The organism is Allobosea sp. Root381 (assembly GCF_001429395.1).
GTDB lineage: Bacteria > Pseudomonadota > Alphaproteobacteria > Rhizobiales > Beijerinckiaceae > Allobosea.
Genome location: NZ_LMJT01000001.1, coordinates 697,209 through 718,282, shown reverse-complemented (window position 1 = coordinate 718,282; position 21,074 = coordinate 697,209). Strand labels below are relative to the sequence as shown.

The 21,074-nt window shown below is 66.1% G+C and carries 18 protein-coding genes and 1 tRNA gene; 6 read left to right on the top strand and 13 right to left on the bottom strand.

Translation table 11 applies throughout. The annotated features are described in order from the left end of the window. Positions 1–441: 441 nt before the first annotated feature. From ASE63_RS26365 to ASE63_RS03300, 7 genes are all read right to left on the bottom strand, one after another. Positions 442–870, bottom strand: a complete 429-nt coding sequence (locus tag ASE63_RS26365; RefSeq protein ID WP_162261707.1) for a DUF4440 domain-containing protein — start codon at positions 868–870, stop codon at positions 442–444. 254 nt (positions 871–1,124) lie between these two features. Further along, positions 1,125–1,958: a hypothetical protein gene (locus ASE63_RS03320; protein WP_056796310.1), complete on the bottom strand. Its 834-nt coding sequence runs from the start codon at positions 1,956–1,958 to the stop codon at positions 1,125–1,127. Continuing rightward, positions 1,955–5,011, bottom strand: a complete 3,057-nt coding sequence (locus ASE63_RS03315; RefSeq protein ID WP_162261706.1) for a type ISP restriction/modification enzyme — start codon at positions 5,009–5,011, stop codon at positions 1,955–1,957. Before ASE63_RS03315 ends, ASE63_RS03320 begins: the two co-directional genes overlap by 4 nt. Continuing rightward, positions 4,929–5,801, bottom strand: a complete 873-nt coding sequence (locus tag ASE63_RS26360; RefSeq protein WP_156410156.1) for a DUF6538 domain-containing protein — start codon at positions 5,799–5,801, stop codon at positions 4,929–4,931. The genes ASE63_RS03315 and ASE63_RS26360 overlap by 83 nt, the downstream gene beginning before the upstream one ends. A gap of 91 nt (positions 5,802–5,892) precedes the next feature. Further along, positions 5,893–5,967: transfer RNA gene (locus tag ASE63_RS03310), tRNA-Thr, on the bottom strand. 210 nt (positions 5,968–6,177) lie between these two features. Next, a complete protein-coding gene (pdeM, locus tag ASE63_RS03305; protein ID WP_244491253.1) occupies positions 6,178–6,888 on the bottom strand; it encodes a ligase-associated DNA damage response endonuclease PdeM in 711 nt (236 codons plus the stop codon). Continuing rightward, entirely contained in the window at positions 6,885–9,374 is a 2,490-nt protein-coding gene (locus tag ASE63_RS03300) for a ligase-associated DNA damage response DEXH box helicase (RefSeq protein WP_056796295.1), read from the bottom strand. Before ASE63_RS03300 ends, pdeM begins: the two co-directional genes overlap by 4 nt. Positions 9,375–9,580: 206 nt before the next feature. Here ASE63_RS03300 and ASE63_RS03295 point away from each other — a divergent pair, with 206 nt between their 5' ends. Continuing rightward, positions 9,581–10,060: a VOC family protein gene (locus tag ASE63_RS03295; RefSeq protein WP_056796681.1), complete on the top strand. Its 480-nt coding sequence runs from the start codon at positions 9,581–9,583 to the stop codon at positions 10,058–10,060. Positions 10,061–10,070: 10 nt separating this feature from the next. Here ASE63_RS03295 and ASE63_RS03290 read toward each other — a convergent pair whose 3' ends face one another. Continuing rightward, positions 10,071–11,030, bottom strand: a complete 960-nt coding sequence (locus ASE63_RS03290) for a methyltransferase domain-containing protein (RefSeq protein WP_056796678.1) — start codon at positions 11,028–11,030, stop codon at positions 10,071–10,073. A 77-nt stretch (positions 11,031–11,107) separates the two neighbouring features. Between ASE63_RS03290 and ASE63_RS03285 the strand changes: the two genes are divergently transcribed. Continuing rightward, positions 11,108–12,121 (top strand): ligase-associated DNA damage response exonuclease, encoded by a 1,014-nt coding sequence (locus tag ASE63_RS03285; protein ID WP_056796676.1) that lies wholly within the window; start codon positions 11,108–11,110, stop codon positions 12,119–12,121. Positions 12,122–12,128: 7 nt separating this feature from the next. On the opposite strand, the gene ASE63_RS03280 is transcribed toward ASE63_RS03285, so the two are convergent. Continuing rightward, positions 12,129–12,896, bottom strand: coding sequence for an SGNH/GDSL hydrolase family protein (locus tag ASE63_RS03280; protein ID WP_162261705.1), 768 nt, complete (start codon positions 12,894–12,896; stop codon positions 12,129–12,131). A gap of 114 nt (positions 12,897–13,010) precedes the next feature. Here ASE63_RS03280 and ASE63_RS03275 point away from each other — a divergent pair, with 114 nt between their 5' ends. From ASE63_RS03275 to ASE63_RS03265, 3 genes are all read left to right on the top strand, one after another. Beyond that, entirely contained in the window at positions 13,011–14,648 is a 1,638-nt protein-coding gene (locus ASE63_RS03275; RefSeq protein WP_056796287.1) for a cisplatin damage response ATP-dependent DNA ligase, read from the top strand. A 128-nt stretch (positions 14,649–14,776) separates the two neighbouring features. After that, the gene (locus ASE63_RS03270) at positions 14,777–15,457 is read left to right on the top strand and encodes a response regulator transcription factor (RefSeq protein WP_056796284.1); all 681 of its coding nucleotides are present in this window, start codon (positions 14,777–14,779) and stop codon (positions 15,455–15,457) included. Between the two features lie 81 nt (positions 15,458–15,538). Next, on the top strand, positions 15,539–15,808 hold the full coding sequence (locus tag ASE63_RS03265; protein ID WP_056796281.1) for a DUF6460 domain-containing protein: 270 nt from the start codon (positions 15,539–15,541) through the stop codon (positions 15,806–15,808). A gap of 33 nt (positions 15,809–15,841) precedes the next feature. On the opposite strand, the gene ASE63_RS03260 is transcribed toward ASE63_RS03265, so the two are convergent. Then, positions 15,842–16,930 (bottom strand): quinone-dependent dihydroorotate dehydrogenase, encoded by a 1,089-nt coding sequence (locus ASE63_RS03260; protein WP_056796278.1) that lies wholly within the window; start codon positions 16,928–16,930, stop codon positions 15,842–15,844. Beyond that, on the bottom strand, positions 16,927–17,271 hold the full coding sequence (locus ASE63_RS03255) for a DUF952 domain-containing protein (protein WP_056796674.1): 345 nt from the start codon (positions 17,269–17,271) through the stop codon (positions 16,927–16,929). Before ASE63_RS03255 ends, ASE63_RS03260 begins: the two co-directional genes overlap by 4 nt. Before the next feature lie 167 nt (positions 17,272–17,438). Between ASE63_RS03255 and ASE63_RS03250 the strand changes: the two genes are divergently transcribed. After that, the gene (locus ASE63_RS03250) at positions 17,439–18,068 is read left to right on the top strand and encodes a helix-turn-helix transcriptional regulator (RefSeq protein WP_056796670.1); all 630 of its coding nucleotides are present in this window, start codon (positions 17,439–17,441) and stop codon (positions 18,066–18,068) included. Positions 18,069–18,080: 12 nt separating this feature from the next. Here ASE63_RS03250 and ASE63_RS03245 read toward each other — a convergent pair whose 3' ends face one another. Together ASE63_RS03245 and ASE63_RS03240 are read right to left on the bottom strand one after the other, a co-directional pair. Further along, positions 18,081–19,541 (bottom strand): HAMP domain-containing sensor histidine kinase, encoded by a 1,461-nt coding sequence (locus ASE63_RS03245; RefSeq protein ID WP_056796275.1) that lies wholly within the window; start codon positions 19,539–19,541, stop codon positions 18,081–18,083. A 10-nt stretch (positions 19,542–19,551) separates the two neighbouring features. Beyond that, the gene (locus tag ASE63_RS03240) at positions 19,552–21,000 is read right to left on the bottom strand and encodes an FAD-dependent oxidoreductase (protein WP_244491252.1); all 1,449 of its coding nucleotides are present in this window, start codon (positions 20,998–21,000) and stop codon (positions 19,552–19,554) included. Positions 21,001–21,074: the final 74 nt, after the last annotated feature.

The following is a 21,074-nucleotide window of genomic DNA, read 5'->3' as shown; positions in this document are numbered from 1 at the left end:
ATGTTGCTTGGGTTGGCTTCAGCGCTTACCGGATGTGTCTCCCTGACGGCAGCGACACCAATCACGGGGCAAAGTCCGGTGCCGCCCGGCTGGAAAGCCCGGATCGTGTCCGGCGCGTCGGATGTGTGAAATGATCCCAGCTCCATTCACGATGCCGAAATCTCGTGGACGGTCCAGGATCCCAACAGCTCCGAGCGCCTGGTTTGTGTTCGCGCCCAGAGGCGCGACGCAAACGGCCAATGGGAGAAGAAAATGTGTCTGATCTCATTCAGCAAGACGGACTTCATTCTGCGCGGCAGCTGGAACAGCCCGTTTTGCGCCAATCCGTCGCTACACTGGCAGCCGTTTCCGGAAATCCGAGCCGCCCGAGGGTAATGCGTCGATGACCCGCCGGCCTGCACCGGCGGGCCTTGTCGTAAATCGCCGCACTCGGGGGCAGTGCTACTGATCGAGGTTCCAGGTGTGGAGGGCTGTGCGCCACTGGCCGTCCTCCCGCTTGAGGACATTGACCCAATGGCCGGCCAGCTTCTTTCCGCCGGCATCGGCTTGCCAGCGCCCATAGGCATAGCCCTCGTTGCCCTCTCCATTGCCGCCCTGGACCGTGATCCTGTGGTCCTTGACGCCTCCCTTGATGAAGCCCCCGAACAGTTGCGCGGCTCCCTCCTGGCCGGTGACCGGCTGGCCGCCGGCGGGCAGGATCACGGCGTCGCGGGTGTAGGCTTTCGAGAGTTTGGTGGCGTCACTGGCATTGAAGGCTGCGTCCCGCTGGGCCGCGGCCGCCGCCGCTTGTGTTTTGAAGTCCTGCGCGGATGCTGCTCCTCCAGCGAATATTCCGGCAACAACAAACAAACACCTGGTGACTGGTTTCACGGCTCCCTCCCTTGTGAGATGCCACCCAGCATCAGGAAATATGCGCTCGAACCCCTTTCAAGGCTACGCCATTTCGCAAAAGCGCCTTATGGCGCCGGATAACGCTATGATTTCAGCGCTTGGGGCTGGTGCTGCGAGAGAGGATTGAAATCCCTCAATCTCAGCCTTTCCATCTGATTATAAAGGGTTTTTCAGCCCGAAATTTCGATCCTATGTACCTCTTGCAGGTATCAGTGGCAATACCAGCTTTTTGGTCAATCGACAGGATCGACGCTGTAGACGTTCGTAATGCGATAGGCGTGTGGGCTTCCCCGGACAGTCTCGACGTTCACATCGACGACAAACGCCTTCTTCAGCGGATTATCGTCCTCGCGTAGTTCGGATTTGATGCGCTGGCCTGCCAATTCGGATGCATAGACCAGCTTGAGCGGTCGCTCGCTGATGGTCCCAATGATACCTTTCTCACCCGCCGCCCGTCCGGCGCGAGCCGCGTCTAGACTAGCCTGATGTAGTGACATCACAACTTGCTTGTATTCGCTTTGGGAGGGGGCTTGGCGCTCGATTTGCTCAGCTGCGATATTGTCTCGAACAATCCGTGCCTGATGCGTGCTCACTGCAAATTCGCTTCGCACCTCTTCACCGGAGCCGTCGCGGCGTACATAGCGTGCCTTCATCTCCAACGATCCGGATGGATCCTTGGCAATGGCGGTGACCGCCCGATAGAAACCTTGCAGGTCTTTCAATGAAGCGTCTGGGTTGCGTCCGCCCGGCGCGAGCCAAGGACTAATCTTGGCTCGAACCATATCGACAAAGTCGACGATCGTCTTGACCCGCTCCATGTCGGAAACGATGGGGGCAAGGACCGCGACAACATCGACGATAATGGAGCCAGAGCGGACTGTCTTGACGATCAGCTTCGCTTCTTCATCGTCCGTTTCAGCATGCGTGCGCTCATAGTGCCGCCGAAACTGTTCTTCGAAGGTTTGTAGGCTTTCGATGAAATCACGAAGCTCAACGGGGTCATTTGTATCAATCCTGATGGTCAGGATCGCATCCGCATCACCGATGGCAGCCAACACATCGCTCATGCGCTCTCCGGCATCTCGCGCTTCTTCCGCTTCGCCTTTGCGTCGCGGGCGGCCTTCCTTGCCTCTTCCCGGTTGGCTATCATCGCGGGCGTCAGTTTCTGGGAGATGCCTCGCTTCTTAGTCTTGGCGGTCCTGCGTTCGCGCGCGGCATCGCGCGAAAGGTCCAACGCCTCGTATGTCTGAGCATCGGCAGCGCAGGCGAGATAGCTAGCGTCCAACGCCGGACCCATCGTGAGAATCGCCGCAATTCGGCGCACCGTCTCGGAAACGTAAAGCGCTTCGTCAAGCTTGAGCGGGCGGCCAAGAACGGATTGCTCGCGGTAGCTCAGCCATTTCTTGATGACCTGATAGCCGCCAAGCGTATAGTCCCAAACCTTCTCGGGGACATTGGCCCAATAAACGTCAGTGTTGAGAAGCACGTCATAGGTCTTGCCCCCGATAAGCCCGAGCAGGGTATCGAAGGGCATCCCCTGCTGCATGGCTTCTGCTTCGAGCGCGGCGCGTTCCTCGGGCGTGTAGTCCCGCAGGAGGGTTAGGCCGCGACCGGGCATGACGATTGAGCCCCCGCCGGCATTTTGGACCGAGCCCCAGCCGGCCGTTAGCGCGAGGTCAGCGGCTTCAATCGCTGCATCGCCTCGCTTCGTCGCGACGCCAAGCACACGTAAGCCGATCCGCAACGTCCCTATCGAAACGCCGGGCGCTGGCGTCTCGGGGTTGAGAAGCGTCGCCAATGTCTCGCCGAGATCAGCCGATAGCTTGAGCGTTTCCGCCATGCCAGGGATTGGCACGCGAGGCCAGTCCATGCGCAATGCGCCCTCGTTGTCCGCTCGATAAGCTGGGGAATGCAACAGGGCTATCGCAGCGTAAAACGCTGCCTGCGGTTGCTGTCCTCGATCCTTGAGGAACTTATGGACTCCACGTGGGGTATTGGGCGTCAGGCTACCAGATTGCGCATCCTTAACGAACAACGGGAAATTGGTCGAGCCCCGGTCAATTAGGTCGAGACATGCGATCGGCCCCGTAATCTGAGAGGATTGCCAATCGCTACGCGGCTTTTGCTGAGTTGATAACGCAAGATTTCCTTCCGAAACGTGGGGCAAATACTCTGCACGCTTTTCATCGAGCAGCTTGGTTTCCGGCTCCCAATAAAGCCAGCGCACATCGAAAGGACGGTAGACATAACGCCTGATGTGCCCCGGCTCCACGCCGCGCTGTTGCAATCTCGCGCGCGTCGCAATGGGATCGAACCGATCCGAGCTGGCCATTACCTGAGGGTAACGCTTCTGAACATCGTCATTGCTTATCTTCGGGTTGAAATAGTCGGCGATGCGACGGGCTAGTGCATTTTCGTCGATATCGACAAGAAATTCGTCGCGGCTGGTCTTCACGCCGGGAAAGGAAGTCGGGAAGAGGTCGGGTAGGGATGTCCAATCAAAATAACCCATACCTGCAGATGCCGCAATGAAGGGTAGTCCTAATTCCAATATCGGTGTAATTTTCTGATAGAGAAGAGCTGATTTTACTTCAGAGCTATCTAATAATTCTTTACGTTTTTTAGTGCCCCAAAGGTCTCTATACTCTATGCTGTTGATAGATTGATGATCTTGTTTCCGAACCAGCGTCGAAATCGCGGTGCCTTTTCGGATCCCTTCGCGATTATGCTCAGTGGAAAAGATGGATGGATCGGGTGCGCCGTCGGGCGTTTTCTTGCCAGTCTTCCGACTGTCTCCGTTCAGATTATCGATACGCACGATGTCGAATGCTTCGAGGTACCGCTCACGCATTGCAGGATGCGAGAGACCGTCCAACCATTCTGAATTTGTAATGAGGCAGACGACGCCTTCGCCGGCATCCCCATAGTGAAAGCGCATATCGTCCGACAAGAGGTCCTTTTTCTCTACCGTCAGCTTCTGGACGATACGCCGCTCGGCCATGCGGAAGAAGCGAACATACGGGTCATTGAGCCCTTGTCCCTCGGGTCTGCGCACCTTCTTGGGATTTTTGTAGGCGTTGGTCAGCGCGCGCTCTTCGGGGCCTTCGGTGACGCCCGCGAACCCGTTGTACGGTGGGTTCCCGATGATCACGAGAATCGGCGAATCCTGCTTCACTTTATCGGCGGCTGCGCGCTCTTGTTCCAGTTCGGGGAAGGGCAGCGGCTTCGAGACATGCGGCTCCCACCCCGTCAGCGCGTTGGTGAGAAACACCCCCGCGCGTTCGGTACCGGCATCAAGCGAGACGCCCATCTCGCGAAGAGTGAGGCCAACCTGAAGATGCGCCACGACAAAAGGCGCGGGCATGATCTCGAAGCCAAAAACGCGATTTAGCGCTGCTTGCTTGACCTTCTGCCCCTTCAACCCGCCCAGCGCCTTACCGTCCAACGTGGTGCTGATCCGCTTGAGCACGGCCGCAAGGAACGCGCCTGTGCCGCAGCATGGGTCCAGCACGTACACTCGATCGGACGCCAGACCGTCATCAATGCCCAAATCCTCGCGCAGTGCCATATCGACCCGCGCGACCATGTACTTCACTACTTCGTTCGGCGTGTACCAGACTCCAAGTTCCTTCCTCAGTTCGGGGTCGAACGCTTCGAGGAAAGGCTCATAGAAAAACTGCACCGCATCGGCGTCGTTGAAGCGCTTGAAGAATTCCCCGGTGTCGACCCGGTTCAAAGTAGCAGCGGTCCAATCCAGCACTTCGACAAGTCGAAGGGGCTGCAAGTGCATCGGGCTCGCCATCTGCTGGAAAAGTGTGCGGATGAAGGGCACGGTCAGGTGCCAAACCGCTGCCCGCCAATCAAACCTAGGCGAAGACCGTGGCACCTCGCGGGCCCAAAGCACCCATGCGGAGAACACGCCATAGAACAGCGTTTGCACAAGGGTGGAACGAAAGAAGTGATCCCCCTTCTCGGCTTCAAACCGGACGCCTAGGGCTTCCTCAAGCGACGACCGGACGTTCACTAGCGCCGGCATGTCACCTGCCTCCTCGACGCGTTGCAACGCGTCGCGGGCAATCGCCTTGGTCTTGAAGATCGTGCACCCAGCTCGAAATTTCATCGTGGGTGACGTCGAGAGCGTCCTCATTGCCACGATGGTTGGTGAAACTCGCCGCCTCGCGCCGGAATTTCGTAAACGTCTTCTCTCTCACGATCTTGCCGCCCGTTCCACGGGTGCGTGCGGCATGCTCATCGTCAATGATCGACTTGAACGTGATCGGATCTTGAGGCTTAGCAGGGGCCACCTCAGGCGCGTCCAGACGGGGGTAGCGGCGCATCGAATAGTCGCGGTGCGCCATCGCCTCAACGTGCTTGAATGCGTCGCGGACGGCGAGACCGATATCCTCTAGCAGTTCATCGTGGCTTTCGTCGGTGATCCGCCACCCGCGCTTTGAAAGCGCCTCGTCAACGAAGTCCCCGACCAACATGTCCAGCAGTTTGATGCGGGCCTCACGGTCGTGGTCCAGCTCGAGTGCTACGTCCATTGCCCCGGCGAAATCCTGCCACTGCTCCGGCTTGCCCGGCTCATGCTCATGACGGGCATTGATTTCCCGATGAACCTCCCCGGCAAGAGCCTGTCGCTCCATGGACGACAAGGTTCTAGGGCCATTCCTCAAGGTGAGCCAAAATTTCTCGATGGCGTCGTGGGCCTCGACGAAGCGCCGCTTGGCTTCGGGCCGGTCTTTCGTGCCAAGGCTAACCTTCGCGTGGGTGCCGATCTTGATCGGGTGCAGCTTCCCCGACACCGGAACGCTGATCCGTTCGCCTCTCGCTTTAGCGGCAAGGTCGGCTGGAACGATGATCCGGCAGTAGAAGGTGCCGGTTTTCGGATGGGGCCAAGGCTCAGGCATTTTGAGGCTCAAAGGTACCACCCCCATGTACCACCGGGGGCCGGAAAACCTCAAAGAAATCAGAAAGTTCAACGTTGTCAACGTTGGGTGCTGGTGCTGCGAGAGAGGATTGAACTCTCGACCTCTCCATTACCAATGGAGTGCTCTACCACTGAGCTACCGCAGCAGGATCGATCGGCCATGGTGTCTGGCGGTCGCCATAGGCGAGGTCAGCGCGGGCGTCGTTCCGAAGCGGCGTCCTGATGCCACAAGCCCTGCGCAGAAGCAACCCGTCTCGTCGCGGTTATGACAGTGATATCGACAGTGATGTGCGCGGGGCGCCGTCGGTCGCCTGGCGGCAGGCCTGTCGGCCGCGTGTTGGCGGGCTTGGGCCGGCTCAATCGGGCAGGAGAAGGCGTGGATCGATGCGGAAAAGCCGGGCATCGCCGAGCATATGGGCGCTGAAGCCTACGCCCAGCAGGGGGCGGAAGGCCGCGTCGCGCAGGTTGAGCCCGCCCGCATAGGCGCCCATCGCCGGCATGACGCAGCGCCGCCCGGAGATCGCGAAGCTGCGCCGGCGCAGCGCCCGCCCGCGCATCCTCACCTTGGCGGCGGGGTGGAGATGGCCGGCGATCTCGAAGCCCTTCTCGGCGGCATCCGGCTCGTGCCGCAGCGTGACACCGGACAGCATGATCGTGGCCGCTGTGTCCCCGCCCATGGTCCCGCTGATCTGCGGATCGTGGTTGCCCGTTACCCAGAGCCAGTCGCGGCCGGCCTGCAGCCGACGCAGCGCGGCGAGATCGGCGGCATTGATGCGGGTTTCCGCCCCGCCGTCATGAAAACTGTCGCCGAGCGCGATGATGCGGGCGGGGGCGTGGCGTGCGATCGCGGCTGCAAGCGTGGCCAGCGTCGCGGCGGAATCATAGGGCGGCAGGAAGACTCCGCGCGCGGCATAGGCCGAACCCTTCTCCAGGTGCAGGTCGGCGACGACGAGCGTGCGCTCGTCCGGCAGCCACAGCGCGCCGGAGATGTCGGGCAGGGCCGCGAGCCGCCCCAGCATGAAGGCCGGCGCGATTCGCGATACGGCCACGGTCGCCGCTACGTTCACGCCATCGCCTCTTCCGTCAGCATCGCTTCCGCCTCCGCCAGGATCTCGTCCGCCGCCTCGCCATAGACCGCCTCGCGCCCGATCTCGAGCATCACCGAGACGCCGAGCGGCGAGACATGGTCGAGCGGCTGATGCACGATTCGCCCGCTGATCCGTGTCAGCATCTCACCGAGCCGGCGAATGTCGAGCAGGCCCGTCGCCGCATCGGCCCGTGCCGCCTTGAGCAGGATGTGGTCCGGCTCGTGCCGGCGCAGCACGTCGTAGACCAGATCGGTCGAGATCGTCACCTGCCGGCCGCTCTTCTCCTGGCCCGGAAAGCGCCGCTCGATCAGCCCACCGATGATCGCGCAGGAGCGGAAAGTGCGCTTCATCAGCGCCGATTCCGCCATCCATGCCTCGAGATCGTCGCCCAGCATGTCCTGCGCGAACAATTCGTCGAGATCGAGCGCGCCGCGCGCGATCGCGGCGGTTATGTCGCCGAGCGCCCAGCAGGCCATGCCGTAATCGTTGCAGACGAAGCCGAGCGGACGCATCCGCGCTCGCTCCAGCCGGCGCGTGAGCAACATGCCGAGCGTCTGATGAGCGAGGCGGCCCTCGAAAGGGTAGGCGACGAGGAAGAAGCGCCCGCCGCGCGGGAAGGTTTCGACCAGCAGTTCGCCGGGTTTGGGCAGGCGCGATTTCAGCTTCTGTGCGTGCAGCCAGGAGGAAACCTCCTCGGGCAGGGTGTGCCAGAGGTCGGGCGAGGCCAGCATGGCGCGCACGCGGGCGGCGAGGAAGGTCGAGAGCGGGAACTTGCCGCCGTCATAGGAGGGGATCTTCGGGTCGGTGCCGGCGGCGGCGCGCGAGCAGACCGCCTCGTTCTCGACGATCCCTTCGAAGCGCAGCACCTCGCCGGCGAAGATGAAGGTGTCTCCGGCGACCATGGTCTCGGCGAAATACTCCTCGATCTCGCCGAGGATGCGTCCGCCCCGGGTGATTATACCCGGCTGTCCCGCCTTGCCGGCACGCGCCCGGCCGAGCCTGACCTTCAGCATCGCAGCCTCGACGATGGTGCCGACATTCATGCGGTATTGCTGGATCACGCGGGCATGGCTGGCGCGCCAGAGACCGGCCTTGTCCTGCCGGAGCTTGGCGAAGCGCTCATAGCTCTTCAGCGCATAGCCGCCGGTCGCGACGAAATTCACGACCGCGTCGAAATCCTCGCGGGCGAGCTCGGCGTAGGGCGAGGCGGTGCGGACTTCCTCGTAGAGAGCATCGGCCTCGAAGCCGTCCGAGCAGGCGACGCCGAGGACATGCTGGGCGAGGACGTCGAGCGCTCCCAGGCGGGGTGGCGGGGTGTCCTGCGCGGCCTCGTGCACCGCTTCCAGCGCGGCGCGGCATTCCAGCAGCTCGAAGCGGTTGGAGGGGACGAGCAGCGCCTCCGAGGGCTCGTCCATGCGGTGGTTCGAGCGGCCGATGCGCTGGATCAGCCGGCTTGCGCCCTTGGGCGCGCCGAGATTGACGACGAGATCGACATCGCCCCAGTCGATGCCGAGATCGAGCGTCGCGGTGCAGACCACCGCCTTGAGCCGTCCCTCCGCCATCGCGGCCTCGACCTTGCGGCGCTGCTGGGCATCGAGCGAGCCGTGATGCAGCGCGATCGGCAGGTTGTCGTCGTTGAGGTTCCACAGGGCCTGGAAGGCGAATTCCGCCTGCATGCGGGTGTTGACGAAGACGAGGGTCAGCTTGTGGCTGCGGATCGCCTCATAGACCTCGGCCATCGCATGCAGGGTCGTATGGCCGGCGATCGGCAGTTTTCGCGCGGTGTCCAGGATTCCGATGCGCGGCTTCGCGCCGCCCGCCACGGTGACGAGGCCTGCCGGGGTCGTGGCGCCGCCGAGATAGAGCTGCAGGTCGGCGGGCTCGCGCACGGTGGCGGAGAGGCCGACGGCGGAGACCTGCGGCGCCAGCGTCTTCAGCCGGGCGAGATCGAGCGCGAGCAGGTCGCCGCGCTTGGATGTGACGAGCGCGTGCAGTTCGTCCAGCACGATGCGGCGGAGCGAGGCGAAGAACGGCGCGGCGTCGCGATGCGAGACCAGCAGCGCCAGCTGCTCCGGCGTCGTCAGCAGGATGTCCGGCGGGCGCTGGATCTGGCGCGCGCGCTTGGCGGCGGAGGTGTCGCCGGTGCGGGTCTCGATGCTGATCGGCAGCGCCATCTCGCGCACCGGCGCCTCGAGGTTGCGGGCGATGTCGACCGCAAGCGCTTTCAGCGGCGAGATATAGAGCGTGTGCAGGCCGCCTTCATCTCCGCGACCACGCTCGGCAAGCTCCACCAGCGAGGGCAGGAAGCCGGCGAGCGTCTTGCCGGCGCCGGTCGGTGCGACGAGCAGCGTCGAACGGCCGGCACGCGCCTCCTTCAGCAAGGCGAGCTGGTGCGGCCGCACGCTCCAGCCGCGGCTTGAAAACCAGGCGTCGAAAGCGGGCGGGAGCGGGGAGGGGGCGGCCATGCCGGCCGAAGATAGGGCGGGAGATGGGGGAACGAAAGGGGAATGCAGCGCGTCGGGAGGCTGACCCTGCCGCCAGCTCTCGGCAAGATGTGCTGCGGAACGTGCTGCCGCTTGTCGCATTCCTTGAGGTGTGCACCATCCCGATGGCCCGTCGAATTCAACAATTCGACGGGCCGAACCTGCTCCAGCAGAAGAAGGATCCCGTCATGGCGATTGCCAAGAACACGATCTGCCTCTGGTACGACAAGGATGCCGAGGCCGCCGCCCGCTTCTATGTCGAGACCTTTCCGGACAGCGCCATGGGCGCCGTCCATCGGGCGCCGACCGACTATCCCTCCGGTAAGGCCGGCGATGTGCTGACGGTGGAGTTCACGGTCGCGGGCATCCCCTGCATCGGCCTCAATGGCGGGCCTGTCTTCAAGCCCGACGAGGCCTTCTCCTTCCAGATCGCGACCGACGACCAGGAGGAAACCGACCGCTACTGGAACGCGATCGTCGGCAATGGCGGGACGGAAAGCGCCTGCGGCTGGTGCAAGGACCGATGGGGCCTGTCCTGGCAGATCACGCCGCGTGTGCTGACCGAGGCGATGGCTGCGGGCGGCGAGGAGGCGAAGCGCGCCTTCACCGCGATGATGGAGATGGGCAAGATCGACGTCGCCGCGATCGAGAAGGCCCGGCGCGGCTGAGAGGCTGCCGTCAGCGCCGCTCCGCGACGACCAGCAGCCCCGGCACCGGAGCGCCGCGATCCTGACGCGTGCTGGCGGGCTCGACGAGTATCGGGGTCAGCCCGGCTTCCACCAGCCTCTCCCGTAGCCAACCCTCCGCATGCGCGAACCGCCGATCCTGACCGACGACGACGCCCTCGCCCTCATGGCTCTGCACCGTGAAGGCGAACAGGCCGCCGGGCTCCAGCACGCGCGCACTCTGGGCGAAGCAGGGCGCAAGCTCGCCGAGATAGACGAAGACGTCGGCCGCGACGACGAGATCGGCGGACGCGTCTGGCCGGCTGGTGAGGAAGCCGGTCAATCCGGCGACAGCAAGCTTGTCGTAGAGCGGCGTGCCGTCCGGGGCCAACTTGGTCCGCGCTCGCTCGATCATGCGTGGCGAGAGATCGCAGCCGGCGATGAAGCCGCTCTGCTCGTGGATCGCTTCGCCCATCAGCCCGGTACCGCAGCCGAGATCGTAGACGATATCGAACCGGAACGGCCGGCCCGCGTTGCTGCAACAGCGGACCAGCGCCGCCTTCAGCAAGGCAGGGGCACTGTAGTGCAGGGTTTGCGTCAGATGGCTGTCGAAGCGGTCGGCATAGGCGTCGAACAGGGCGCCGGAGAAGTTCTCGGAAGTCGCCTGCTCTGCCGGCAGCGCGCCGATGCGCGCCAGATCGAGCCTGGCTCCGAAATGGTCATTCGGGTCGAGGTCGAGGCATTGCCGCCAGGCCGTGGCGGCCTCCTCGTTGTGGCCGAGCGCTTCCTGCGCCAGCCCGTAGAGATGCCAGGCGGCGGTGAAGCCGTAGGCCTCGGTCAGCGTCTGGTCGAGGATCTCGATGCAGGCCTGGGCGTCTCCATCCTTCAGGGCGGCTTCGGCCCAGACATAGCGGCGGTCGAGCGTCGGGTCGCCGGAGCTGGCGAAATGCGAGGGAGAGCCCTTTTCGATCATGCTCGTGGGCATAACCGAGGACTATGACGCTGGCCAGACAAAGCGCCCGCTGGCGCCCCTCCGAACTTCTGGTGCCGATGCCGGCCGGGCTCTATTGCCCGCCGGCCGACATCTATATCGACCCCGTCAGGCCGGTGGCCCGCGCGCTGATCACCCACGGCCATTCCGACCATGCCCGCTCCGGCCACGGCTCCGTTCTGGCGACGCGCGAAACCCTCGCGATCATGGCGCTGCGCTATGGCGAGGGCTTCACCGAGGCGCAGCAGGTGGCGGTACCCGGCGAGACGATCCGCATCGGCGAGGTCGATTTCCGCTTCGTGCCGGCCGGCCATGTGCTTGGTTCGGCCCAGATCGTCGTGGAGAGCCGCGGCCTGCGCATTGTCGCCTCGGGCGACTACAAGCGCGAGCGCGACCCGACCTGCGCCGGCTTCGAGCCGGTGGCCTGCGATATCTTCATCACCGAGGCGACCTTCGGCCTGCCGGTGTTCCGCCATCCGCCGGCCGCTGGCGAGGTCGCCAAGCTGCTGGAATCGGTCAGGCTCTTTCCGGAACGCAGCCATATCGTCGGCGCCTATTCGCTCGGCAAGGCGCAGCGCGTCATGGCGCTGATCCGCGAGGCCGGTTACGAGCAGCCGCTCTACATCCACGGCGCGGTCGAGAAGATCACCGGCTTCTACGAGAAGGAAGGCATCGCGCTCGGTGAGATCAGGCCGGTCGCGCGCACGGATCGCAAGGCGCTTGGCGGCGAGATCGTGATCTGTCCGCCCAGCGCCGCCCAGGACCTCTGGGCGCGCCGGTTCCCCGACCCCGTCACGGCCTTCGCCTCGGGCTGGATGCGGATCAGGGCGCGGGCGCGGCAGAAGGGCGTCGAGCTGCCGCTGGTGATCTCGGATCATGCCGATTGGGACGATCTCCAGGCGACCATCCGCGAGACGGGCGCCGGCGAGATCTGGGTCACGCATGGCGAGGCCGAGGCGCTGGTGCACTGGTGCGGCACGGCCGGACTCAAGGCCAAGCCGCTCCATCTCGTCGGCTATGGCGACGAGGGCGAGGCCGAGCCTGTCGAGGAGGCCGCCGATGCGGCCGTCTAGTTCTGGATCAGCGCGATGCGGCGACCACCGGGCGGGCCGGCGAGGCCATGCCGGCCATGGCGTTGGCCATGTCGCGGGCGAGGCAGTCATAGCCGGCATCGCTCATATGGAAGCCGTCGGTCGAGAGCGCGGCCTTGAAGGCCTCGGCGTCGAACTGATGCCATTCGCGCATCGCGGCATAGCGGCCGAAGACCGGCACCGCCTCCCGCCGCGCGATCTCGCCGATCGTCTCGACATAGGTGCCGTAGCGCTGCGGCTCACGCACCGTCGGGAAGAACTGCGGGTCGAGGATGGCCAGGGCCGGACCGGCTTCGCGCACGGTCGCGATTCCGTCCGCGACCATCGCCTTGAAGGCGTCGAGATCGCCGCCCCTGACGGCATCGTTGGTGCCGACCTGCCAGATCACCAGGTCGAAGGAACGTTGGGCGAGCGCTGTCTTCAGCCGCAGCAGCGTCTGCGGCGCGGTTTCACCGCCGATGCCGGCATTGACGATCTCGATCTGCGATTTCGGCCAGCTCCTGCCGAGCAGGGCCTGCAGGCGGGCGGGGTAGGTCTTGTCCTTGGCGCTGGCACCGACGCCCTCGGTCGAGGAGGAGCCGATCGCCAGAATCGACAGCTGCTGGCCTTGCGCGACCTTGGTGGACAGCGAGGCCAGCGTCGCGTTCGAGCGGATGATCGGCGTCTCGCGGCAGGAGAAGCCCGCTGCCTGGGCGGCCCCGACCGAAAGCGCAGCGGCGATGACAGGCAAGGCAAGCAACCGAATTGCGGCACGCATCGGCGAGGGTCCCCCCGTGTATGACTTTGCCGGTAAGGTTTTCCGCATGAACGGTCGCTGAACGATGCGCTGCGATACGCCCGATCTTCGGGAGTGTGTCCGGAGGGCCACGGCATGAACCGCTTCGCCTGGCTGCTCGATCGGCTGGCCTATGAGCCGCGCCGCAACGCCAAGCTCGCCCTGATCGCCGATTATCTGCGCACGACGCCCGATCCCGACCGCGGGCTGGCGCTTGCGGCGATGACGGGCGGGCTCGCCTTCCCCAATGCCAAGCCCGGCCTGATCCGCGCTTTGATCGCCGAGCGCACCGATCCGGTGCTGTTCGCGCTTTCCTACGACTATGTCGGCGATCTCTCGGAAACCGTCGCGCTGATGTGGCCGGCACGGCACGGCGCCAACCAGGTGCCGCATCTGCCCGACGTGGTCGACGGGCTGCGCAATGCCGGCAAGACCGACCTGCCGCGTCTCGTCTCGTCATGGCTCGATGCGCTCGACGAGACCGGGCGCTGGGCCCTGCTCAAGCTGATCACCGGCTCGCTCAGGATCGGCGTCTCGGCCCGCCTCGCCAAGACCGCGGCGGCGAGCCTCGGCGGCGTCTCGGCCGACGAGGTCGAGCATGTCTGGCACGGGCTGGAGCCGCCCTATGTCGCGCTCTTCGCCTGGCTTGAAGGGCGCGGGCCGCGGCCCGAAGCCACCGACCCCGCGCCGTTTCGGCCGGTCATGCTCTCGCACCCCGTCGAGGAGGGCGATTTCGCGCGGATGGAGCCGGCCGCGTTCCAGGCCGAGTGGAAATGGGACGGCATCCGCGTCCAGGCCGTCAGCGGAACACGCCCCGACGGCACCCGCGTCACCCGGCTGTTTTCCCGCACCGGCGAGGACATCGCCGCCTCCTTCCCCGACGTGGTCGAGGCGCTGACGCTGGACGGCGCCCTCGACGGCGAGCTTCTCGTGCGCCGCGACGAGACGGTGCAGAGCTTCAACACCCTCCAGCAGCGCCTCAACCGCAAGAGCGTGACGGCGAAGATGCTGGTCGAATACCCGGCCCATATCCGCGCCTACGACCTGCTGATCGACGGCGAGGAGGATCTGCGCGACCTGCCGCTGTCGGAGCGTCGCCTGCGCCTCGAGGGCTTCGTCGCGAAACTCGCGAGCCCGATCGTCGATCTCTCGCCGCCGATCGCCTTCGCGAATTGGGACGAGCTTGCGGCAGCCCGGGCCGATCCGGCCGCCGCGGGCGCCGGCAGCGACGCGGAAGCGGTCGAGGGCTGCATGATCAAGCGCCTCGAATCGCCTTATCTGCCGGGTCGTCCGAAAGGGCATTGGTGGAAGTGGAAGCGCGAGGCGCGGCTCGTCGATTGCGTGCTGATGTATGCCCAGCGCGGCCACGGCAAGCGCTCGTCCTTCTATTCGGACTTCACCTTCGGCGTGTGGCGGACCGGCGAGGAGGGCGCCGATGAGCTCGTGCCGGTCGGAAAGGCCTATTTCGGCTTTACAGACGAGGAACTGGTCGAGCTCGACCGCTATGTCCGCAAGCACACGCTGAACCGCTTCGGCCCGGTGCGGGAGGTGAGGCACGAGGCGGAAACCGGCCTCGTCTTCGAGGTCGCCTTCGAGGGGCTGCAGCGCTCGACGCGGCACAAATCCGGCCTTGCCATGCGCTTCCCCCGGATAAGCCGCATCCGCTGGGACAAGCCGCCGCGCGAGGCTGACCGGATCGAGGCGTTGGAGAACCTCCTGCCGGCTTCGGGCTGAGAACGGCGCGGCGTCATCCCAAATGCGGATTTCGCCCTCCCGCGCGATGCTTTAGCCGGCGGTGGCAAGCTTGAGGTCGGGCGCCGATCTGGGGCAGGATAGCGGCTGGGCAAGGAGATCGGTTTGATATGAAGCGGCAGCCTTCGACACGCATCGTGATCGCGGATGATCACCCGCTCTTCCGGGGCGCGCTGCGGCAGGCCGTGTCCACGGCGATCGAAGGTGCCGATGTCAGCGAAGTCGGCTCGCTCGAGGCGCTCACCGAGGCGCTCGACGGTGGCGGCGACGCCGATCTCGTGCTTCTCGACCTGACGATGCCGGGTGTCCAGGGCTTTTCGGGCCTGCTCTTCCTGCGCGCGGACCACCCCGAGATCCCGGTCATCGTCGTTTCCGGCAATGACGATCCGTCCGTGATCCGGCGCTGCATCGAGTTCGGCGCGCTCGGCTTCCTGCCGAAGACGGCGGATGTCGAGCAGATGGGCGAGGCGATCCGGGCGGTGCTCGAGGGCGGCGTCTGGACCCCGCCGGGCATCGATCTCAATGCGCCCGTGGATGCCGAGACCGCGACCATGGTCCGCAATCTCTCGACGCTGACGCCGCAGCAGGTGCGCGTGCTGATGATGCTGTCCGAAGGGCTCCTGAACAAGCAGATCGCCTATGAGCTCGGCGTCTCCGAGGCGACGGTGAAGGCTCATGTCTCGGCCATCCTGACCAAGCTCGACGTTGACAGCCGCACCCAGGCCGTGATCGCTGCCGCCAAGATCGCCGGCACCGCCTGGGCCACGGCCGGCGCCTCAACGACCTCTTGATTTCGACGGCGTCAGCCCCGGTCAAGCGGCCGGGGGCTCCGACCGGGAATCAGGTCTACGCGTATTGGGAATAAGTCAGCCATGGCCAACGGCAACATCGATCGCTTCCTCGGCGGCTCTCCGCTCTCCGTGCTCGTGCGGCTGCTCTTCATCTCGCTTCTGGTCGGCGCCGCCATGGCCTTTCTCGGCCTGTCGCCGCGCGGGCTCTACGAGGTCGTGGCGCGCTTCGTGCGTTCGCTCGGTGATCTCGGCTTCGGCGCGGTGCGCGAGGTCGGGCAATGGGTCATCGCCGGCGCGTTGATCGTGGTGCCGCTCTGGCTGCTGGCGCGGCTCTTCGCGGCGCGGCGCTGAGCGCTCTCCGGGCGAGCGGCGGATCGATCCGCCTCAGAGGCGCTCGCCGCGCGCGATCGCCTGCGCGTCGCGCCCGACCAGCGCGCTGAGCTTCGACAGGCCTGCCTTGCGCGCCTCGGTTGCGAGCCCGGCCTTGACCGTCTTCACCAGCCCTGGCCCCTGGAAGACCATCGCCGAATAGAACTGCACGAGATCGGCGCCGGCCCGGATCTTGGCGAAAGCGGTGGCGGCCGAATCGATGCCGCCGACGCCGATCAGCGGGAACTGGCGCTCGACCCGCAGGAAGGTCTCGGCCAACAGGCGCGTCGACGGCTGGAACAGGGGGCGGCCCGAGAGCCCGCCCGTCTGGGTCTTCTCCACGCTGCGCAGGCTTTCCGGCCGCGCCACCGTCGTGTTGGACACGACCATGCCGTCGATGCCGCGCTTGCGGGCGACCGCGACCATGCCGTCGAGCTCAGGTAGCGTCAGGTCGGGGGCGATCTTGAGCAGCATCGGGGTGAGCCGGCCGCCGGCGGCGGCCTCGTCGCGCGCGGCGAGTGACCGCGCGATCAAGTCGTCGAGCGCCGATTCGGCCTGCAGGTCGCGCAGGCCGGGCGTATTTGGCGAGGAGACGTTGATCGTCAGGAAATCGGCGAGCGGCGCGAGCCGCCGCGTCAGCACGGCGTAATCGGCGGTGCGATCGGTTGAATCCTTGTTGGCGCCGAGATTGACGCCGACGATGCCGCCGCGCGCGCGCCTTGCCGCGAGCCGCTGCGCCACCGCCTCCATGCCCTCGCTGTTCAGCCCGTAGCGGTTGATCACGGCCTCATCCTCGATGAGGCGGAACACGCGTGGCTTCGGGTTGCCGGGCTGGGGCAGGGGCGTCACGCCGCCGACCTCGACGAAGCCGAAGCCGAGCCCGAGCGCGCCGTCGACGGCCTCGGCATGCTTGTCGAAGCCGGCTGCGAGGCCGACCGGATTGGCGAAGGACAGGCCGAAGGCCTGGGTCGCGAGGACCGGGTCGTCGGCAGCCGGGCGCAGCGACGGGGCGGCTGCGAGCGCCGCGACCGTCAGCCGATGCGCGGCTTCGGCGTCCATGCGATGGATCAGGGGACGGGCGAGGCTGAACAGGGAACCGATCACGCGACGTCCTCCGGAATGATGTGCAACCCGTCCGGGCCGTCTTGCAGCGGCGCCACCCAGCGCACGATCCTCGGATCGAGCGGAGCGTAGAGATGCGGGAACAGGGCGCCCCCACGCGAGGGCTCGTAGCGTAGGGCCGCACCGAGCCGGGCATCGTCGACCGCGATCAGCAGCAGCCCGCGCTGGCCGGCGAAGTGCTTCGCGGCGGTATCGCGCAGCTGCGCGCCCGTCGAGAAATGGATGTAGCCGTCGGCGAGGTCGATCGGCGCGCCGGAAAAACGACCGGCGGCCTCGGCCTCGCGCCAGAGCGCGTCGGGACAGATCTTGTAGATGAGCGGCACGCGTGACCTCGCCGGATAAAGCTGGCGGACGGCATAGCGGCTGCCGGGCGGCTTGGGCAATTTTAATCCGCCGGCCCATGCAAATCAGATTGAAGTCTTATCGGATAGGGGATATTTCCTATTTCGATCCCCGCCCGATCGGCGACCTCTCCTGCAAGGGCTTCGCGGTGCTCTCCCACGACCAGATCTGGAGCGCGATCGACGCGCTTGCCGAGCGCTACGGCTTCACTGCCTCGGGCCTGGCGCGCAAGGCGGGGCTCGACGCGACCACCTTCAACCGCTCCAAGCGCATCGGCCCGGACGGGCGCGAACGCTGGCCCTCGACCGAATCGATCGCCAAGATCCTCGCCGCGACCGGCGCTTCCCTCGACGAGTTCATGAGCGTGGTGATGCGGCGCGGCGTGGCGCCGGTCCGCACCATCCCGCTGATCGGCTTCGCCCAGGCGGGGTCGGGCGGCTTCTTCGACGATGGCGGCTTCCCCGTCGGCACCGGCTGGGAGGAAGTCGCCTTTCCGGGGGGCACCGACGAGAAGGCCTATGCGCTCGAGATATCCGGCGATTCGATGCTGCCGCTCTATCGTGACGGCGACACCATCATCGTCTCGCCGACGGCAACCGTCCGACGTGGCGACCGGGTCGTGGTCAAGACCGTCGAGGGCGAGGTTCTGGCCAAGCAGCTCAAGCGCCAGACCGCCAAGACGATCGAGCTCGCCTCGCTCAATCCGGATCATGCCGATCGGCTGCTGAACCTCTCCGAGATCGCATTCATGGCCCGCGTGATCTGGGCGAGCCAGTAGGTCGCGTCGATCTCAGGCAGCGGCCTGCCGCCGTGACGGCAGCGTCACCCTGAACACGGCGCCGATCTCCGACGGCTCGAGTGCGATCGCGCCGCCATGAAGGCGTACCAGCTCCGCGGCGACGGCGAGGCCAAGCCCCGTTCCGCCGGGCGTGACCGAGCCGCGGAAGGCCTGGAACAGGTTTGCCCGCGCGCGCTCGGGCACGCCGGGGCCGTTATCGGCGATGCGCAGGATGACGGAGCCGCTGCCGTTCTCCGCCCTGACGGTCAGCGTCGGCTGCCCGTCTTCCGCCGTGCCGGCCTGGGTCAGCGCCTGCACCGAATTGCGCATCAGGTTGAGCAGGACGCGCGCCATCTGGTCAGGGTCGCAGGGCACGATCAGCTCGGACGGAGCCTCGTTGCGGAAGACCAGCTGCTTGTTGTCGGAGAGCCCGAGCATCTCGGCCTGTTCGGTCACGAGCTGGCGCAAGGCCACATCCTTGAGGACGGGGGTCGCTTCCGCAGCCCGGCCATAGGCCAGCGTCGCCTGGCAGAAATCGATGGCGCGGCCGAGCGTGGCGATCAGCCGGGGCGCGAACCGCCTGATCTTGGCGTCGCGCGTCTCGGTGAGCTGATCCGACATCAGCTGCGCCGCCGCCAGCATGTTGCGCAGATCGTGGTTGATCTTGCTGACCGCGAGCCCGAGCTCGGCGAGATGTTTCTTGGTCCGCAGTTCGCCGGCGAGCGTCATCTGCATGCGGGCGAGCGCGCGTTGCGCCTCGCCGATCTCGTCGGCCCGCCGCGTCGGCTCGATGATGCGATGCGGGTTCTCTGGGTCGATCTCGAATTCCATCACATTGGCGGCAAGCTGGCGGATCGGCCCGACGATCATCCAGTTGAGGGCGACATAGACGGCGACCGCGCTCAAGCCCGAGATCAGCAGCGAAAGCAGCAGGAGGGTGCCGGCAAATTTCAGCAGGGCGCGCCGCAGCGGCGCCTCGTCGATGATCAACTCGACGAAATCGGCCCCGCCGACCGCCTCGCCGATGACACGGATCGGTAACTCCGCTGGCGGCAACACCAGCGTCTCCAGCGTTTCGCGGATCGAGCCGAGCCAGCTGAGGCTGCGCAGGTCGACGGTGCGGGCGACGGCGGCCGGCGGCATCGAATCCAGGCTGAGGAGACGGCGTGCGCCGCCGACGCGCGCCGCGATGGCCCGCGCGCCGACGCCCATCAGCAGGCGGTTCTCGCTGCCCTCGGGCAGGCCTTCCTCGGGCGCGCCTTCGAGGACGAGCACGGCGATCTGCGCCGCCGCAAGCCGGTCGTTCAGCCAGTTGCGCCGGAAATTGGCGACCGAGGGCAGATAGATCAGCACTTCCGCCAGCATGACGAAGAGCACCGTCAGGACGAGCAGCTTCGCCGACAGCCCGAGCCGGGTCAGGCCGCGCGGCAGGCTGACGGAGAGCTGATTCCTGTTGGACAAATGTGAATCCATCGCGCCGATCCTACCCGAAACGGCGCAGGAAGCCGATGAGCCGGCGCAGACCGGGCTTCGTCGCCATGGGAACGAGGAAGGAGGTCGCGGCCCGTTTCGAAATCTCCGGCAAGGTCGGATGCGGCATGACGAGCTGTGCCATCTCCGACGCGGTCATGCCCGCCCTGAGTGCGAGGCTCCAGGTCGCGATCAACTCGCCCGCTCCGGCGCCGACGATGCTGACACCCAGCACGCGGCCCTTGGCGTTCGTCACCAGCTTGACGAAGCCGTCGGTCACCCGCTCCGCTTGCGCGCGTTCGCTCTCGGCATAGGGCCAGCGTAGCACGCGGATCGCGCCGGCACGGCTACGCGCCTCGTCCTCGGAAAGGCCGATGCGGGCGAGCTCCGGCCGGGTCAGCGTGACATGCGGCACCGCCGCCGGCTCGAACCGGCCCGGCAGCCGGAAGAGCGCATTGCGCAGCACGAGTCTGGCATGCTCCTCGCCGACCTGCCCACCACCAGGAGCGCCGGCAGCGCCGCCGATGGCGTAGACGCGCCGGTTCGTGCTGCGCAGCCTCCGGTCCACCTTCACGCCGTCCGGGCCATGGGCGATGCCCGCGAGTTCGAGGTCGAGAGCCTCGATCGCCGGCCGGGGGTCGGCGGCGACCAGGAGATGCGTGCCTTCGACGGTCTGCTCGGCGCCAGCTTCCGCGCTGGCGAAGGTGAGTCGCACGCCACTCCTGACGGCTTGCGCCTGCACGAGCTCTACCTGCTCATGCAGGGCGATGCCTTCGCGCAGCAGAGCCCGGCGCAGGATCGAAACCGCTTCGGGGTCTTCCCCGCTCAGCAGGCGAGCCTCGTCGATCAGCGTGACCTCGCTGCCGAGCCGCCGCATCGCCTGCGCGAGCGCAGCCCCGGCCGCGCTGCCGCCGAGCACGAGAAGGCGCTCCGGCCGGCGCGTCAGCCCGGCCAGCGTCGCGGCGGTGAGGCAGGGCACCTCGCCGAGTCCCGGGATGGCGGGTGCTGCGGTGTTTGCCCCCGTGGCGATGACGAAACGGCGAGCCTTGATCCTCTGCTCGCCCACCGCAAGCGTGCTGCGGCTGATGAAGCGGCCCTCGCCGCGGAGCACGATCGCGCCCAGCGCGGTCATCCGTTCGGACGAGGCATTCGGCACAGCCGCCGCGAGTACCCGTTGGACATGGTCGTGGACCCGCGCGTAGTCGATCGCCAGCTCGCCGGCGGCGACGCCGAAACGGCCCGAATCGCGGATGGCTTGCGCGGCTGCGCCGGCCGCGACCAGTGCCGTGGTCGCCGTTCCGCCGACATCGCCGCCAATCCGGTCGCGCTCGACCAGCACCACGGGTACCCCGAAGGCGGCCGCTGCCGTCGCAATAGAGAGCCCCGCCGTACCGGCGCCGATGACGCAGAGATCCGGCGTCAGGACAGCGGGCTTGGCAGCCGACGCCGCGCTATCGCTCACGCCGCCCCCTCCATCCTTCGTATCCGCGAAGGAACGCCAGGCCGGCCTCGGCGGTCTGGGATTGGTGGGCTGGC

Coding starts and splice junctions, on each gene's coding strand:
- ASE63_RS03320 (WP_056796310.1), bottom strand. CDS start 1,958: ATGAGCGATGTGTTGGCTGCCATCGGTGATGCGGATGCGATCCTGACC.
- ASE63_RS03270 (WP_056796284.1), top strand. CDS start 14,777: ATGAAGCGGCAGCCTTCGACACGCATCGTGATCGCGGATGATCACCCG.
- ASE63_RS03290 (WP_056796678.1), bottom strand. CDS start 11,030: ATGATCGAAAAGGGCTCTCCCTCGCATTTCGCCAGCTCCGGCGACCCG.
- ASE63_RS03315 (WP_162261706.1), bottom strand. CDS start 5,011: ATGAAATTTCGAGCTGGGTGCACGATCTTCAAGACCAAGGCGATTGCC.
- ASE63_RS03275 (WP_056796287.1), top strand. CDS start 13,011: ATGAACCGCTTCGCCTGGCTGCTCGATCGGCTGGCCTATGAGCCGCGC.
- ASE63_RS03280 (WP_162261705.1), bottom strand. CDS start 12,896: ATGCGTGCCGCAATTCGGTTGCTTGCCTTGCCTGTCATCGCCGCTGCG.
- ASE63_RS03285 (WP_056796676.1), top strand. CDS start 11,108: ATGCCGGCCGGGCTCTATTGCCCGCCGGCCGACATCTATATCGACCCC.
- ASE63_RS26360 (WP_156410156.1), bottom strand. CDS start 5,801: ATGCCTGAGCCTTGGCCCCATCCGAAAACCGGCACCTTCTACTGCCGG.
- ASE63_RS03300 (WP_056796295.1), bottom strand. CDS start 9,374: ATGGCCGCCCCCTCCCCGCTCCCGCCCGCTTTCGACGCCTGGTTTTCA.
- ASE63_RS03265 (WP_056796281.1), top strand. CDS start 15,539: ATGGCCAACGGCAACATCGATCGCTTCCTCGGCGGCTCTCCGCTCTCC.
- ASE63_RS03245 (WP_056796275.1), bottom strand. CDS start 19,541: ATGGATTCACATTTGTCCAACAGGAATCAGCTCTCCGTCAGCCTGCCG.
- ASE63_RS03295 (WP_056796681.1), top strand. CDS start 9,581: ATGGCGATTGCCAAGAACACGATCTGCCTCTGGTACGACAAGGATGCC.